This is a genomic window from Allobosea sp. AAP35 (assembly GCF_001295925.1).
Taxonomy (GTDB): domain Bacteria; phylum Pseudomonadota; class Alphaproteobacteria; order Rhizobiales; family Beijerinckiaceae; genus Allobosea.
Window position 1 is genome coordinate 141,334 of sequence record NZ_LJHQ01000018.1, and the last position, 14,803, is coordinate 156,136.

Genomic DNA, 14,803 nt, shown 5'->3' on the forward strand with positions numbered 1-14,803 from the left:
CAGCAACAGAACCGCTATAAATCGCACCAGACTGTTGCTCTCAGGGGAACGCAATGTCGGAGCTCGACGACATTCGCAGCTTCATCGCCGTGGTCGAGAGCGGTGGCTTCGGCCGTGCCGCCGATCATCTCGGCCTGGCCAAATCGGTCGTCAGCCGCCGGATCGCGCGGCTCGAGGCCGATCTCGGCACGAGGCTGCTGAGCCGGACGACGCGCGGCGTGGTGGCGACCGAGGCCGGGCTCGAATTCAAGGCGCGCGGCGAGCGCATCCTCGCCGATCTCGTCGAGGCACGCGAATCCATCGCGCAGGCGGCGGGCGGGGTCGCGGGTCGTCTGCGCCTGTCGATGCCGCTGACCTTCGGCAACCGGCATGTCGCGCCGTTGCTGGGCGAACTTGCCTCCCGCCATGCTCTCTTGGAGATCGATGTCGAGGCCAGCGACCGCTATGTCGATCTGATCGGCGAGCGTTTCGACGCCGCGATCCGGATCGGCACACTGAAGGATTCCAGCCTCGTCGCGCGCAAGATCGCGCCGGTTCACGCCGTCATCCTGGCGAGCATCGACTATCTGGCAAGGAAGGGGCGACCGCTCAGCCCCGCCGACATCACCCGGCATGAATGCCTGCTCTACACCGGAACCAGTTCCCTTGATTGGACCTTCCAGGCCGGCAAGCGCCGGGTTTCGGTTCGTCCGGAGGGGCGGCTGCGCGCGGACAGCGGCGAGACTTTGCTGGAATGGGCGAAGGCCGGTCTCGGCCTCGTGCAATTGCCGACCTTCATCGCCAGCGACGCGATCCGCGATGGCTCTCTCGAGCCGCTGCTGTGGCAATACCCCATGACCGAACACGGGCTCTATGTGGTGCGCCCGCCCGGCGCCTATGTGCCGGGCAAGGTCAGGGTGCTGATCGATCTTCTGGTCGAGCGCTTCGGCGGCGCGCCCTATTGGGACCCCTGCCAGATCGCGCTGCGGGAGCATGGCCTCACAGGCGGCTCGTCGCCCCTTGAGCAAAGCGCGCATCAACCGGCGTGATCCTCGCCATCACGCGATTTGGCGTGGCTTTGCGCGCAGTTGCCGGCACTTTTCCGTCAGCCCGCCATGGAGATGACCGATGCTGCTCGTTGGAATGCTCGACAGCCCTTATGTTCGCCGCGCCGCCGTGACCGGCACGCTTCTCGGTCTTGAGTTCGAGCACCGCTCGGTCTCGGTCTTTCGGCATATGGATGAGTTCCGCGCGATCAACCCGCTGATCAAGGCGCCGACTCTGGTGGCCGATGACGGCACCGCGATCAGCGAATCCCTGCTGATCATCCAGCATTTCGAGGATATCGCCGGCCGTTCGCTGCGCCCTGTCGATCATGGCGCGCGCACGCGCGATCTGGCGCTCACCGGCATCGGCATTATTGCCGCCGACAAGGCCGTCGCCATCGAATACGAGCGCAAGCGGCCGGAAGCGCAGCGCTACGCGCCCTGGCAGGAGCGCATCGTCGCCCAGCTTCACACCGCGCTCGATCTGCTCGATGCGGCGGCCGGGCGAAGCGAACTGACGGCCGGGCCGGAGCTTCTGCCCTGCGACATCGCCGCCGCCATCGCCTGGGGTTTCTGCCGCTTCGTCATTCCAGACTTTGCGCCGACGGTGCGCTGGCCGGCTCTGGCCGCCCAGGCGCAGGCCTGCGAAGCGCTCGACGTGTTCAAGGCCTGGCCGATCGACCGCCAATAGCGTCCGTTCACCGAAGGCACGTGGAGCGTCTGACTCGTCACCCTGCCCACAGATGCTGCTGCGCCCTGCGCCCGCCCTCTTGCAATTCAGGGGTAAAGCGCCAATTTGCAGGCGAGTTAGGGACGATTCGCCTCCTGGTCGGCCGCGCGCATCCAGCGCTGTTCGCAGGAGATGATACAGTGACATCTTTAAAGAAGGCCGGCGCGACGACCGGTCAGGGCGAAGTCCGCCGGCTCTGGCCCACGGAACGCGACCTCTTCAAGGCCCATCTGCTGAGGCTCGACGACGCGACCCGTCGCGAACGCTTTGGCACTGCGGTGAATGACGACTTTCTCGAGACCTATGCCACGACGACCTTCGGTGTCGGCGGGCTGGTCTACGCCTATATCGAGAATGGCGACGTTCGTGGCGCGGCCGAGTTGCGTGGGCTCGAAGATATCGTCGCGCAGACGGGCGAGGCCGCCTTCAGCGTCGAGCGCGACTGGCGCCGGCGCGGGATCGGCGCAGCCTTATTCCAACGTCTGATCACCGCAGCCCGCAACCGCGGCATTCGCACGCTCTACATGACCTGCCTGCCGGAAAACGCTGCGATGCGGCGCATGGCGCGCAAGTTCGAGGCCGATCTCGCCGGCGGCTATGCCGATGTCGAAGGCGTCATCGCCACAGGCGCCGCGACACCCTTCACCATCCTCGACGAGGCGATCGACACCGCACGCGGCTTTGCCGCGATGGCGGTTGCGATGCAGCGCCGCTTCTGGCGCCCCGCCTTCCTGGGACGCGCCCCGGGAGCGTGAGCCCGAATGTGCGGCAGGCTGTGAGTTGCCTTACCGGCTGAGCGAAAGCGCGGCGCCCGATTTCGTCACGGCGCCGTCCATCGCCCCGCCGCCGCTGGTGCGCAAACGTGCGACCACAGTGCCGCCCTGCTGGTAGAGATAGACCTCGCCGTCGCGATAATCCCAGGCCGTGACGCGCTGCAGGTCGCGGTTGGCGCAGCCGGCGGCATTGGCCCGGTAGAGATCGAGCGCGGGCGAACTCGACAGCTGAATGCGGCAGGAACTGCCGGTCGCTTCTTTGGCCGTCCAGTTGCCGATGACGCCATCGCGCGAGGACACGGCAGGCCGGGCCGTGTTCGTGCCAGCGCCGAGCGTGGCGATCTGGCCGCCGCCGCCGCGCAGGGTCGGGATCTCGCTGGGCTGCGGTGCCACCGGGGCCGGCGTCTCCTGCGGCATGCCCGGGGCCGAGGGGTTGTAATAGGGGTCCTGCGGCGGCGGCAGTGCACCGGGCTGGGCAGAGGCGACGGGATAGCCGCCGGTTTGCGGATAGGCCCCTGTCTGAGGATAGCCACCCGTCTGCGGGTAGCCACCCGGCGGCGGCAGCGGCTCGGAGGTCACCGGGGCGGAGCTGATCGGCGGCGCGGATGGCAGCGTCGGCTGGCCATAGCCGGAGCCCTGGCCCGGGCCAGGGCCCGGCCCACCGACGAAGCGCTGCGAACCGGCGCAGGCCGTGAGCGCCAGCAGCGGCAGCAGGCCTGCGGCCTTCAGGGTCATGGCCAGGGTGGTGGTCTGCTTGGTCATGAAGCCTCTGTTCCGATCGATCCTGCGGTGCGGCCTGACGGTTTCGTGGCCGATTGTGCTTTTAGCCCATCCTCGTGAACGTGACATGAGCATGATCGGCCCGCACCTTCCTAGCGCAGGCCGATCGGGTTGCGAACCCGCCGGGCGCGATCTGGTTCCGCGCGAAGCGGCGGGGCATAGTCGCGACCTTGCAGGAGATCGCCCATGAATCCGTTCGTTTCAGATCCGCTCGTCTCAGATCCGCCCGCCGCACATCCGTCCGGCCTGAGCCCGCTCGCTCCGGCGTCCATCGCCGCGCCCTTCGCGCGTTACAGCCACGGCATGGCGGTGCCGGCGGGGTATCGGCTGGTCGCCTGCTCGGGACAACTCGGCGTGGCGGTCGACGGCACGATCCCCGAGGATGTGCGCGCCCAGGCCGATATGTGCTTCGCCAATATCGCCGCGATCCTGGCGGAAGCCGGCATGGGCCTTTCCGACATCATCAGGATCAACGCCTATGTCACCGACCGCGCCCATATGAAGGGCTATATGGAATCCCGCGACGCCCATGTCGCGACGCCGCCCCCCGCCTCGACGCTGATGATCGTCTCGGGCTTCACCCTGCCGGCCTTCAAGGTCGAGATCGAGGTGCTGGCAGCGGCGATGTGAGGAGCGGCTCGGTCACACAACCTGCCAGTTCCCACCCCGTCATCCTGGGCGACCGCAGGTCGTCCCGGGATCCATCATAAGGCAGCGACGGAGCCCTATGATGGATCCCGGGCTGCGCCGCTGCGCGGCTTGCCCAGGATGACGGCGCAGGAGATCCGGCGGGTATCACCCCGCCCGCTTGTTCTGGCGGTTTTCGATCAGATCCTCGACCACGGCGGGGTCGGCCAGCGTCGAGGTGTCGCCCAGCGTGCCGAACTCGTCCTCGGCGATCTTGCGCAGGATGCGGCGCATGATCTTGCCGGAGCGGGTCTTGGGCAGGCCCGGCGCGAACTGGATCAGATCCGGCGAGGCGATCGGGCCGATTTCCTTGCGGACATAGGCGACGAGATCCTTGCGCAGGGCCTCGCTCGGCTGCTCGCCGGTCATCAGCGTGACATAGGCGTAGATGCCCTGGCCCTTGATGTCGTGGGGATAGCCGACAACGGCGGCCTCCGAGACCGACGGATGCGCGACCAGCGCCGATTCGACCTCGGCCGTGCCCATGCGGTGGCCCGAGACGTTGATGACGTCGTCGACGCGGCCGGTGATCCAGTAATAGCCGTCGGCATCGCGCCGGCAGCCATCGCCGGTGAAATACTTGTTCGGATAGGTCGCGAAATAGGTTTCTTCAAAGCGCTTGTGGTCGCCATAGACCGTGCGCATCTGGCCGGGCCAGCTCTCAGCGATGACGAGATTGCCCTCGCAGGCCCCCTCCAGCACTTTGCCCTCGGCATCGACGATCTCCGGCTTGACGCCGAAGAACGGCCGCGTCGCCGAGCCGGGCTTGAGCTTCGTCGCGCCCGGGAGCGGCGTGATCAGGATGCCGCCGGTCTCGGTCTGCCACCAGGTGTCGACGATCGGGCAGCGGCGGTCTCCGACGACGCGGTGATACCACTCCCAGGCTTCCGGATTGATCGGCTCGCCGACCGAGCCGAGCAGGCGCAGGGAATCGCGGCTGGTCTTCTTCACCGGCTCCTCGCCGGCGCCCATCAGCGAGCGGATCGCGGTGGGGGCGGTGTAGAAGGTGTTGACCTTGTGCTTGTCGATGACCTCCCAGAATCGCGAATTCGTCGGATAGGTCGGGATGCCCTCGAACATCAGCGTCGTCGCGCCGTTGGCGAGCGGGCCGTAGAGAATGTAGCTGTGGCCGGTCACCCAGCCGACATCGGCCGTGCACCAGTAGACCTCGCCATCATGGTAGTCGAAGACATACTGGTGGGTGATCGAAGTGTAGACGAGATAGCCTGCGGTGGTGTGCAGCACGCCCTTGGGCTTGCCTGTCGAGCCCGAGGTGTAGAGCAGGAAGAGCGGGTCCTCCGCGTTCATCTCGACAGGGGGGCAATGGCCCGAGGCCTTGGCCGCCTCCTCGTGATACCAGACGTCGCGCCCCTCCCGCATGGTGACGTGGCCGCCGGTGCGCCTGACCACGATCACCGTACCGATGCCGCCCTTGACCTTGTCGTCGGCGGCGTCGACGTTCTTCTTCAGGGGAACGGCGCGGCCGCCGCGCAGGCCCTCATCGGCGGTGATGACGATCTTCGAATCGGAATCCTCGATGCGGCTCGCCAGCGAATCCGGCGAGAAGCCGCCGAACACCACCGAATGGATCGCGCCGATGCGGGCGCAGGCGAGCATCGCGTAGGCCGCCTCCGGGATCATCGGCAGGTAGATGGTGACGCGGTCGCCCTTCTCGACGCCGCGCGCCTTCAGCACGTTCGCGAACTTGCAGACCTCGGTGTAAAGCTCGCCATAGGTGATCGCCTTCGACTCGGAGGGGTCGTCGCCCTCCCAGATGATCGCGGTCTGATGGGCGCGCGTCGGAAGATGCCGGTCGATGCAGTTATAGGCGACGTTGGTGGTGCCGTCCTCGAACCATTTGATCGAGACCTCGCCCGGCTTGTAGCTGGCGTTGCGCACCTTGGTGTAGGGCTTGAACCAGTCGATCCTCTTGCCCTGCTCGCCCCAGAAGACGTCCGGGTCGTTGATCGAGGCGGCGTACATCTCCTTGTAGCTGGCGTCGCTCGCCCAGGCCGTCTTGGCCCAACTCGCGGGCACATCGTAGATGATCTCGGTCATGGCAGGCGCTTCCCCAGACTTGGGCCGTTTGGACGGTTCCGACGCAAGCGCCCCGCCCTCTTGTTGGCTCGCGACATCATAAGCCCCGGGCGCTCCGCAGCAAGCCGAGCGGCCTCGCACTTTCGGGGGAGAGCCAAGCATCCCCGACGCCATATCTCAACCTATGATTGCATTTTTGCGGCCATGCGTTAGGCTGGCCGCACCAGGCAGGGGGCTGTGATGGCAAGAACCATCTGCATCTTTTCGGACGGCACGGGGCAGCGCGGGGTCCGCATCGAAGACGGAGCGACCAATGTCTTCAGGCTCTACGAATGGGCGCGCGAAATCCCGGGACAGCTTTGCTTCTACGATCCCGGCGTCGGCACCGAGCCGGGAAAGCGGCTCGACTGGGCGATTTGGGCGCGCAACCTCGTCGACAAGGCCACGGGCCTGGGCATCACCCGCAACATCCATGAGTGCTACGATTTTCTGGTCCGCAACTGGAGCGACGATGCGCGCATCGCCGTGTTCGGCTTCAGCCGGGGTGCCTATACGGTGCGCAGTCTCGCCTCGGCGGTGATGCTGTGCGGCATTCCCGGCCGCGTGCAGGACGGGCTCGACATCACGCAGGACACGCCGGCGGCAACGGCATTGCGGGCCAAGCTGCTCGACGAGGCCATCGCCATCTACCAGACCCATTACGGTCCCCGGGGCGCGGAAGAGCGCCGCGCCAAGGCCCTGGCCTTTCGCGGGCGCTATGCCTGCCGCGATGCACCGGTGCATGTCGTGGGCGTCTTCGACACGGTCGCCGCACTCGGGCTCCCCGGCGTCGTCGATCTGCTGAACCCGCTGCGCCACCGCTTCCACGACGCCAAGCTCAACCCGCTGATTCCGTTCGGCTTTCAGGCGCTGGCGGTCGATGAGGACCGCCGCATCTTCGCGCCCGTGCCCTGGGACGAGGACGAGCGCCACCCGGCGCAAACCATCGACCAGGTCTGGTTCCCGGGATCGCATTCGGATGTCGGCGGCGGCTATGAGGACCGGGCGCTTTCGGATCTGGCGCTGGCCTGGATGATCGACCGGTGCGCGCAACCGCTGGTCGGCATCCGGTTCGACCCCGGCGCCTATCGGTTCGCGGCATCCGTTACGGGCCAGGACCATGACGAGCGCACCGGCTGGGGCCGGTTCTGGCTCAAGCGGGACCGCAGCGGCTTCGTCTTGAAGCTCCACCCTGACCGGGACCGACTCTGCGACGACATCGAACGCCGGTATGAAGCGCATCACCCGCGCTACCGCCCCGAGGCGCTACGCGATCATCCGCGCGTCGCTGATTATTACTTTGATCCAACCTTGTAAGGATGGGTCGCGGAGGCGTTTCAGAGCCCGCCCATCTTGCAGACGATATCCCATTCGGCGTCGGTGACGGGCTGCACCGAAAGCCGGAAGGATTTGACCAGCGCCATGGTCTCGAGGCTCGGCTCGGCCTTGACCTGCGCCAGCGTCACGGGCTTGGGCAGCGGCTTCACGGCCTTGAAATCGACCAGCACCCAGGGCTCGCCGGGAATCCAGTTATAGGCTTCCTTGATCACCTCGACGATGCCGACGACCTCCAAGCCCTCGTTGGAATGGTAGAAGAAGACCTGCTCGCCCAGCTTCATCGCCATCAGGTTGAGCTTGGCGGTGTGGTTCTTGACCCCGTCCCAGTGCGTGCCTTCAGGCCCGGCCGCAACCTGCTGCTCCCAGGACCATTTCGAGGGTTCTGATTTGACGAGCCAGTGGGCCATGGGTGCGCTCTATGATCGGAAGAAGACGGCGAATAGCGAGTGGCGAATGGCGAATGGAAAAGCAAGATGGCTCCTATCGCCACTCGCTATTCGCCGCCCGCCTCTTCCTGCGCGACCGGCGGCTTCGACGCCTCCTGCCCCTGCTCGTTCCAGAAGCGCACCATCTCGCGGGTCAGCGAGGCATAGTCCTTCGGCTCGAGCTCGACCCTGACCTCACCCTCGCCGAAGGGCAGGATCAGCACGAAGCGGTGCGTGCCCTCCGCCCGGCGGCGACGATGCTGGATCACGGGGCCGGCCGGCACGCGCCCCGCCAGCGCCACCGGCAGGCTCTCGGCCACCAGTTCGGAGCCCGTGGTCTTGCGCACCTCGGCGATGCCCTTCGCCACGCGCTTCGTCAGATCAGACCAGTCGCCTGCCATCGCTATCTCCCTCTACAGTTCCGCGCGCAGCGGCCGGGCGAGCAGGCCCGTGACCGCCTCGCGCACGCCGCTCGCTCCGGCGATGATGCCGGCGACCGCTTCCGCGATCGGCATCTCGATGCCGCGCTCACGCGCCATGCTGGCGAGGATCGAGGCTGTGAAGGCGCCTTCCGCCAGCTTGCCGCCGGCCGCATCCGCGACATTGCGTCCCTGCCCCAACGCAAGACCAAAGGCGAAGTTGCGCGATTGCGGCGAGGCGCAGCTGAGCACGACGTCGCCCAGCCCCGACAGGCCCATCAGGGTCTCGCCCTGGGCGCCATGGGCCTCGCCGAAGCGGCGCAGCTCCGAAAAGCCGCGCGCCACCAGGGCGGCCCGCGCGCTTTCGCCATACCCAAGGCCGATGGTGATACCCGCCGCGATGGCGAGCACGTTCTTGGCCGCGCCGCCGATCTCGACGCCGCGCGGATCGGCGCTGTGATAGATGCGGAAGGCCGGCGAACTCAGCGCCTCGGCCAGCGCCCGCGCCAGATCGGGGTCGGTGGCGGCCAGCGTCACCGCCGTGGGCAGACCTTGGCCGATATCGACCGCAAAGCTCGGCCCCGAGAGGATGGCGGGCCGCGCGCCCGGACAGGCCTGCGCGATCACCTGGGTGGTGAACAGCCCGGTCGACTGCTCGATACCCTTGGCCGCCGAAACCACCGGCAGGCCGCTCGGCAGGATAACGGCCAACGCTTCGCAGACCTCGCGCAAGCTCTGGGTCGGCACGGTCACCACGAGCGCATCGGTCGTCGCCAGGGCAGCCAGCGAGGTCGTCGCGGTTACGGCTTCGGGCAGCGCGACGCCGGGCAGGCGGGGCGCCTCCCGGGTCCGTTCGATCGCCGCGACCGTCTCCGCATCGCGCGCCCAGAGTACGACCTTGCGGCGCGCGCGCGCGGCGGCCAGAGCGAGCGCCGCGCCATAGGCCCCGGCGCCGACAAGACCGATCGTGCCGAAATCGCCAGCGACGGTCATCTACGACACGGGGGCGGACGCGGGCGGGGTCGCCTGCGGGCGCAATTCGTCCAGCGGCCAGCGCGGGCGGGCGAGCGCGCTCATATCGTCGATCATGCCGAGACGCAGCCGCTCCAGCCCGGCCCAGGCGATCATCGCGCCATTGTCGCCGCAGAGCGGCAGCGGCGGTGCGACCATCGGCAGCCCGGCCTGCGTGGCAAGCCGCGTCAGGCCGCGCCGGATCGGCTGATTGGCGGCGACACCGCCGGCGACGACCAGCGTCGAGGGAGTGATACCCGCAGCAGCGCACGCACGCAGGCCCGCCCGGGTGCGATCGACCAGCACATCGACGACCGCCGCCTGGAAGGAGGCGCAGAGATCGGCGACATCGCGATCCGACAAGGGCGCGATGCGCTCGGCCACCAGCCGCACCGCCGTCTTGAGACCCGACAGCGAGAAATCGGGATTGGGCCGGCCGTTCATCGGCCGAGGAAAGTCGAAGCGCTCCGGATCGCCCTTCAGCGCCTCGCGTTCCACCGAAGGGCCGCCGGGATAGGGCAGGCCCAGCATCTTGGCGATCTTGTCGAAGGCTTCGCCGACAGCATCGTCGATGGTGCCGCCGAGCTTGAGATAATCGCCGACGCCGCGCACGGCGAGAAGCTGCGTGTGCCCGCCCGAGACGAGCAGCAGCAGATAGGGAAAGGCGAGGTCGTCGGTCAGCCGCGCCGTCAGGGCATGGGCCTCGAGATGGTTGATGGCGATAAAGGGCTTGCCCGTGACCAGCGCGATCGCCTTGGCCGTCGTCAGCCCGACCATGACGCCGCCGACGAGGCCCGGGCCGGCTGCGGCCGCCACGGCATCGATCTCGGCCGGCTTGAGGCCGGCGGTTTCGAAGGCGCGGGCGACGATGCGGTCGATCGCCTCGACATGGGCGCGCGCGGCGATTTCCGGCACGACGCCGCCATAAGCTGCATGGGCCGCGATCTGGCTCAGCACCTCGTTCGAGAGGATCTTGACCTCGCCCGAGCGCTCGACCGACACGATGGCGGCCGCGGTCTCGTCGCAGGTCGTCTCAATTCCCAAAACGCGCATGATCGGTCGATGAGGTCTCGGGAGCGGGAGGGACAGGAGCCAGAGCGCAATCGCCCGCGATCCTGCGCCGGGACGTCCTTCCTATAACGCCCGCGCGCAGAAGGCCAAGGGGCGGATGGGGGCTTGGGTCTGCAGCGGGCCGGCCGATCGGTCGATTGCGCAACGCGGCAGCTGATCCGCGCGGGGAACACAAGCTTGCGTCGGGGCTTTGTCACGGGGTGGCATACTCAGGTCGATCGCCTCGCTGCAAGGCTGCGCGCACGCACCGGCTTGCGCCTTGGCGCCTGACGCGGGATTGATGCGCCAGGAACTGTCGCGACCGGCGGTGGTGCCGAGCAAGGTCCTCTGTCGGGCGCGCGTGGCCGAGGTTGCTGCCGCGCAGCCGGTGGAGGGCAAGGAGAGATCGCATGCGCATATTCGTGTTCCGCCCGCCGGCCGAGTCCGAGCGCACCGCAGCGGCAATCCGGGCCCATGGCCATGAGCCGATCGTTGCCCCGCTGTTCGAGATTCTTCGTCTGCCGGAGCCGGCGCCCGACGGGTCGTTTTCCGCAATCGTGCTGACCAGCGGCAACGCGGTGCCCGCGCTTGGCGAACTTTCTGTCGACCGGCACGACCTGCCGGTCTTCACGGTGGGCGACCGCACGGCCGCCAAGGCGCGCGAGGCTGGGTTTGCCGCTGCGCACAGCGCAAAAGGCAATCGCGACGATCTGGTTGCCTTGATCGGCGACAATCTCGCCGCCCCCGCCCGGCTTCTGCTGATCGTCGGACGCGACCGGCATGACGATGTCGGCGACAGGCTGGCGGCGGCCGGCTTCGAGATCGCGACCTGGGTGGCCTATGAGGCGCAGGCTGTCACGAGCTTCCCGGAAGCAGCACGGGAAGCCCTGCGCGAGGGCGGGGCCGACGGAGCCCTGCATTATTCGACGCGCGGCGTCAGGACATGCCTCGCACTGGCGCGGGAAGCCGGCGTCGCGGAGGCGCTGCTCGATCTCACCCATGTCACGCTCTCGGCGGATGTCGCGGGCCCGCTGATCTCGGCGGGCGCGAGCACCGTGCTGGTGGCCGAATATCCCGAGGAGGCAGCGCTGCTGGCGGCGCTGGACCAAGTGTCGGCTCGCCATCGTTTGAGCGCGGATGTTACAAAAGGCGGGGTTGCGTCGGCTGGCCTCGAGACGGACAAGGATGCGATGAACGATCCCGAGACGCCGAAGGACAGTGCAGCCCCCTCTTCGCGCCCCGATTCCGGGACCAGGCGGGGCGGCTCGTCGAAGGGCCGCGCCGGCCGATCGGGCCGGACCCCGCCGACGATCGATGCGACGGCGCACGAGGTCCCCCAAGATGTGGTGACCACGGACGACACCACGCCACCGGTCACCGATGATCAGACAACCCCAGACAGCGCCTCCGGTCCCAAGATCGGCCCCGGCGTCCCGCCCGAGGCGGTGCTTCCGACAGAAGCCCTGCCGCAGGAATTCGCCGGTGGGCCGAGCGACGGGTCAGGTCAGGACGCATCGGCCTCTCCCACCGAGCACCTGGCGTCGACCGGGCCATCCGGGGCGACGCCCGCAGCCGAGCAGACCCGGCTTGCCACATCGACCCCATCTGTCGGGGCGACGCGCTCGGACGGTGTCGGCTCCGAGCCGAAGCCCGCGCCTCAACCCGAACCGTCCAGGTCCCGGCTGCCGTCGCTCGCGCTGGCGGGTCTCGTCGGCGGTCTTGTCGGTGCCGGCGTGGTCCTGTTCGCGATGAGCCGCGCCACGCCGTCCGTCACGCCCGAGCAGGTCGCCCAATTGCAGAGCCGCCTCGATGCCCTGCAGACCAGCACCGCCGATCTCGACCGGAAGGCCACGGCCGCGTCGCAGGCCGCGGCAAAGGCTAATTCAGCGGCCGAGGCCGCGACAGTGCGCGCCGGCGAGATCGCGCGCGCCCAGGCTCCCGACGCGGGTGCGATTGCGGGGCTCAGCGAACAGGCCAAACGGGCCGAAGCCGCCACCAGCGCGATCGGCCAAAGGCTGGAGCAGAATTCAGCCCGGATCGGCACGGTCGAGAGCCTCGCCAAGGCCGCCGCTGCGCCGAGCCCGCAGGCGCTCGCCGCCGCGCGCGTCGTTCTGGCGCAGCGTGTCCGGGTGGCGCTGGAATCGGGCCAGCCCTTCGCCAGCGATGTCGCGGCACTGGCCAAGGGCGGCGGCGCGTCGCAACAGGTCGCGGCACTGGAGGCGGTGGCGGCTTCGGGCGCCCCGACGAAAGACGCGCTGCTGGCGCAACTTCGCACGCATCGGGCGCTGTTTGCTCGCGAGCTGATGCCGGCCTCGGCCGGCTGGCAGGAGCGGCTGATGGGGCTCGCAAGCCGGGTGGTGAGCATCCGCCCGGTCGGCGAGACGCGCGTGGACGATGCCGCGACATTGCCGATCCGGCTCGAAAACGCGATCGTGCGGGGTGACAACGCCGCCGCGGCCGCGCTGTGGGGGCAGTTGCCCGAGCCGGCGCGGCGCGACAGCGCCGATTTCGGCGAGGCCCTGCGCAAGCGGGGCGAGGCCGATGCTGCCATTTCGAAGATCGCACAGGATGCGGTGGCCGCGCTCGGCGTGGCCGGCTGACGGAGGATAGAGGTTCATGGTTCGCGTACTGCTCTATCTCACCGTTTTCGCCGCGCTCGCCATCGGCGCCGTCTGGCTCGCCGACCGGCCGGGCGAGGTCTCCGTGCTCTGGCAGGGTTACCGGGTCGAGACCAGCGTTGCGATCGCCGCGATCGGCGTGGTCATGCTCGCCTTGCTGGCGATGCTGGGCTGGGGTCTGCTGCGTTTCGTGCTCGGGCTGCCGAGCGCGTTCAGTTTCGCCTCGCGGGCGCGTCGCCGGGCGCGCGGGTTCGAGGCGGTTTCGCGCGGCATGGTTGCCATCGGCGCGGGCGATCCGATCGCGGCCGGCCGCCATGCCGTCGATGCCCGCCGCTATGCCGGCAACGAACCGCTGACGCTGCTGCTGGAGGCGCAGGCCGCCCAGCTCTCCGGCGATCGGGGTCGCGCGGAAGCCGCTTTCAAGACCATGCTCGACAAGCCCGAGACGCGGGTTCTGGGCCTGCGCGGGCTGTTCGTCGAGGCCAAGCGCCGGGGCGACATGGCCGCCGCGCGCGCCTTCGCCGATGATGCCGTGCGGCGCTCGCCCTCGCTGGCCTGGGCCAATGACGCTCTGCTCGATTTCCACACCAGCGCCGGGGACTGGCCGGCGGCCCGCACCGCGGTCGAGCGCCGCGCCGCGCTTCGGCTCGCCGACAAGGCCGACGCCAAGCGCCAGCGCGCGGTGCTGCTCGCCGCCGAGGCGCTGGAGGCACGGGGGCGCGAGCCGGAGAAGGCGCTTGCCGCGGCTCTGGAGGCGGTCAAGCTCGCTCCCGGCCTGACGCCGGCGGCGACGCTGGCCGGGCGGATGCTCAGCGAGCGCGGCGACATCCGCAAGGCCGTCAAGCTTCTGGAGACCGCCTGGAAGGAGGTCTCGCATCCCGATCTTGCCGCCGCCTATCTCGATGTCCGCCCCGGCGACAGCGCGCAGGACCGGCTGGCCCGGGCGACCACCCTGTCGCGGCTGCGCCCCTCCGATCCTGAAGGCGTGCTGGCGCTGGCGGGCGCCGCGATCCATGCCCGCGATTTCCAGAAAGCGCGACAGGCGCTGAAGCCGCTTCTGGCCGGCGGCGCCTCGGTGCGGGTCTGTCTGCTGATGGCCGAACTCGAAGAGGCCGAACATGGTGCAGCCGGCCGTGTGCGCGAATGGCTGTCGCGGGCGACGCGCGCGCCGCGCGATGCCGCCTGGGTCGCTGACGGTTTGGTCTCCGACATCTGGATGCCGGTCTCGCCGATCTCGGGCCGGCTCGACGCTTTCGTCTGGACGGTGCCGCCGGCGACGCTGGGCAGCCATGCCCCGGCGCTCGACGACGTTCTGGCCGATCTCGACGATTCGACCCCGCTGATCGAGGCGCGGGCAGAGCCGCCCGAACCCGAGCCCGCTGTCGTCACGGCCGTCGCGCCGCCTCCCGCCGCAATGCCGCCTGCCCCTGCCCCCGCGCCGGAGCCCACGGCACCCATGCCGCCCGTCGCTGCGCAATCGCCCCCGCCCGCCCCGGCTCATCCGCCGGAGGAGCCGAAGCCAAGCGTCACCCCGGTCGCCGAACCCGATCCGGTGGTCGGGCTCAATCCGGTCGCCGGTACGGCGACAGGAGCAGATGCGAAGCCCGAACCCAAGCTCGAGCCAAGAACCGAGACAAAAACTGAGACCAAAACTGAGAGCAAGATCGACCCCAAAACCCCGGCGAAGACCGAATCCAGGATGCCCGATCCGGAGCCGGTGCCCGATACCCGGCCCAAACCGGTGATCTTCCCGGTGTCGCACGCGCCAGACGATCCGGGACCCGACGAGGCGCCGCCGGTCGAGGAGAAGAAGGGCAAGTTCCGTCTGTTCGGGTGAGGCCGCGCCTGCTGGAACGTGAAAACGCGTGCGG

At 68.7% G+C, this 14,803-nt stretch carries 13 protein-coding genes; 7 read left to right on the forward strand and 6 right to left on the reverse strand.

Going from position 1 to position 14,803, the window contains the following annotated elements; all coding sequences use genetic code 11:
- Nucleotides 1–53: 53 nt before the first annotated feature.
- The 3 genes from IP69_RS07555 to IP69_RS07565 all read left to right on the forward strand — a co-directional run bounded on the left by IP69_RS07555 (nt 54) and on the right by IP69_RS07565 (nt 2,510).
- The gene (locus tag IP69_RS07555) at nt 54–1,028 is read left to right on the forward strand and encodes a LysR family transcriptional regulator (protein WP_054142196.1); all 975 of its coding nucleotides are present in this window, start codon (nt 54–56) and stop codon (nt 1,026–1,028) included.
- 79 nt (nt 1,029–1,107) lie between these two features.
- Complete coding sequence (locus IP69_RS07560; RefSeq protein ID WP_054142197.1) at nt 1,108–1,716, forward strand: glutathione S-transferase family protein; 609 nt, start codon at nt 1,108–1,110, stop codon at nt 1,714–1,716.
- 179 nt (nt 1,717–1,895) lie between these two features.
- On the forward strand, nt 1,896–2,510 hold the full coding sequence (locus IP69_RS07565; RefSeq protein WP_054142198.1) for a GNAT family N-acetyltransferase: 615 nt from the start codon (nt 1,896–1,898) through the stop codon (nt 2,508–2,510).
- Nucleotides 2,511–2,540: 30 nt separating this feature from the next.
- Here IP69_RS07565 and IP69_RS21360 read toward each other — a convergent pair whose 3' ends face one another.
- Nucleotides 2,541–3,290, reverse strand: a complete 750-nt coding sequence (locus IP69_RS21360; protein ID WP_156323337.1) for an AprI/Inh family metalloprotease inhibitor — start codon at nt 3,288–3,290, stop codon at nt 2,541–2,543.
- Between the two features lie 204 nt (nt 3,291–3,494).
- On the opposite strand from IP69_RS21360, the gene IP69_RS07575 reads away from it, so the two are divergent.
- Nucleotides 3,495–3,938, forward strand: a complete 444-nt coding sequence (locus IP69_RS07575) for a RidA family protein (RefSeq protein WP_082359112.1) — start codon at nt 3,495–3,497, stop codon at nt 3,936–3,938.
- 165 nt (nt 3,939–4,103) lie between these two features.
- Here the strand turns inward: IP69_RS07575 and acs are convergent, their stop codons facing one another.
- A complete protein-coding gene (gene acs / locus IP69_RS07580) occupies nt 4,104–6,053 on the reverse strand; it encodes an acetate--CoA ligase (protein ID WP_054142199.1) in 1,950 nt (649 codons plus the stop codon).
- A gap of 219 nt (nt 6,054–6,272) precedes the next feature.
- Here acs and IP69_RS07585 point away from each other — a divergent pair, with 219 nt between their 5' ends.
- Nucleotides 6,273–7,388, forward strand: coding sequence for a DUF2235 domain-containing protein (locus tag IP69_RS07585; RefSeq protein WP_054142200.1), 1,116 nt, complete (start codon nt 6,273–6,275; stop codon nt 7,386–7,388).
- A gap of 20 nt (nt 7,389–7,408) precedes the next feature.
- Here the strand turns inward: IP69_RS07585 and IP69_RS07590 are convergent, their stop codons facing one another.
- From IP69_RS07590 to tsaD, 4 genes are all read right to left on the reverse strand, one after another.
- Nucleotides 7,409–7,816, reverse strand: a complete 408-nt coding sequence (locus tag IP69_RS07590) for an EVE domain-containing protein (RefSeq protein WP_054142201.1) — start codon at nt 7,814–7,816, stop codon at nt 7,409–7,411.
- An 86-nt stretch (nt 7,817–7,902) separates the two neighbouring features.
- A complete protein-coding gene (locus IP69_RS07595; RefSeq protein WP_054142202.1) occupies nt 7,903–8,235 on the reverse strand; it encodes a hypothetical protein in 333 nt (110 codons plus the stop codon).
- 12 nt (nt 8,236–8,247) lie between these two features.
- Nucleotides 8,248–9,246 (reverse strand): NAD(P)H-dependent glycerol-3-phosphate dehydrogenase, encoded by a 999-nt coding sequence (locus IP69_RS07600; protein ID WP_054142203.1) that lies wholly within the window; start codon nt 9,244–9,246, stop codon nt 8,248–8,250.
- Nucleotides 9,247–10,317, reverse strand: coding sequence for a tRNA (adenosine(37)-N6)-threonylcarbamoyltransferase complex transferase subunit TsaD (gene tsaD, locus IP69_RS07605; RefSeq protein WP_054142204.1), 1,071 nt, complete (start codon nt 10,315–10,317; stop codon nt 9,247–9,249).
- A gap of 407 nt (nt 10,318–10,724) precedes the next feature.
- Between tsaD and IP69_RS07610 the strand changes: the two genes are divergently transcribed.
- A complete protein-coding gene (locus tag IP69_RS07610; protein ID WP_054142205.1) occupies nt 10,725–12,914 on the forward strand; it encodes a uroporphyrinogen-III synthase in 2,190 nt (729 codons plus the stop codon).
- Nucleotides 12,915–12,930: 16 nt separating this feature from the next.
- Nucleotides 12,931–14,769, forward strand: coding sequence for a heme biosynthesis HemY N-terminal domain-containing protein (locus tag IP69_RS07615; protein WP_082359115.1), 1,839 nt, complete (start codon nt 12,931–12,933; stop codon nt 14,767–14,769).
- Nucleotides 14,770–14,803: the final 34 nt, after the last annotated feature.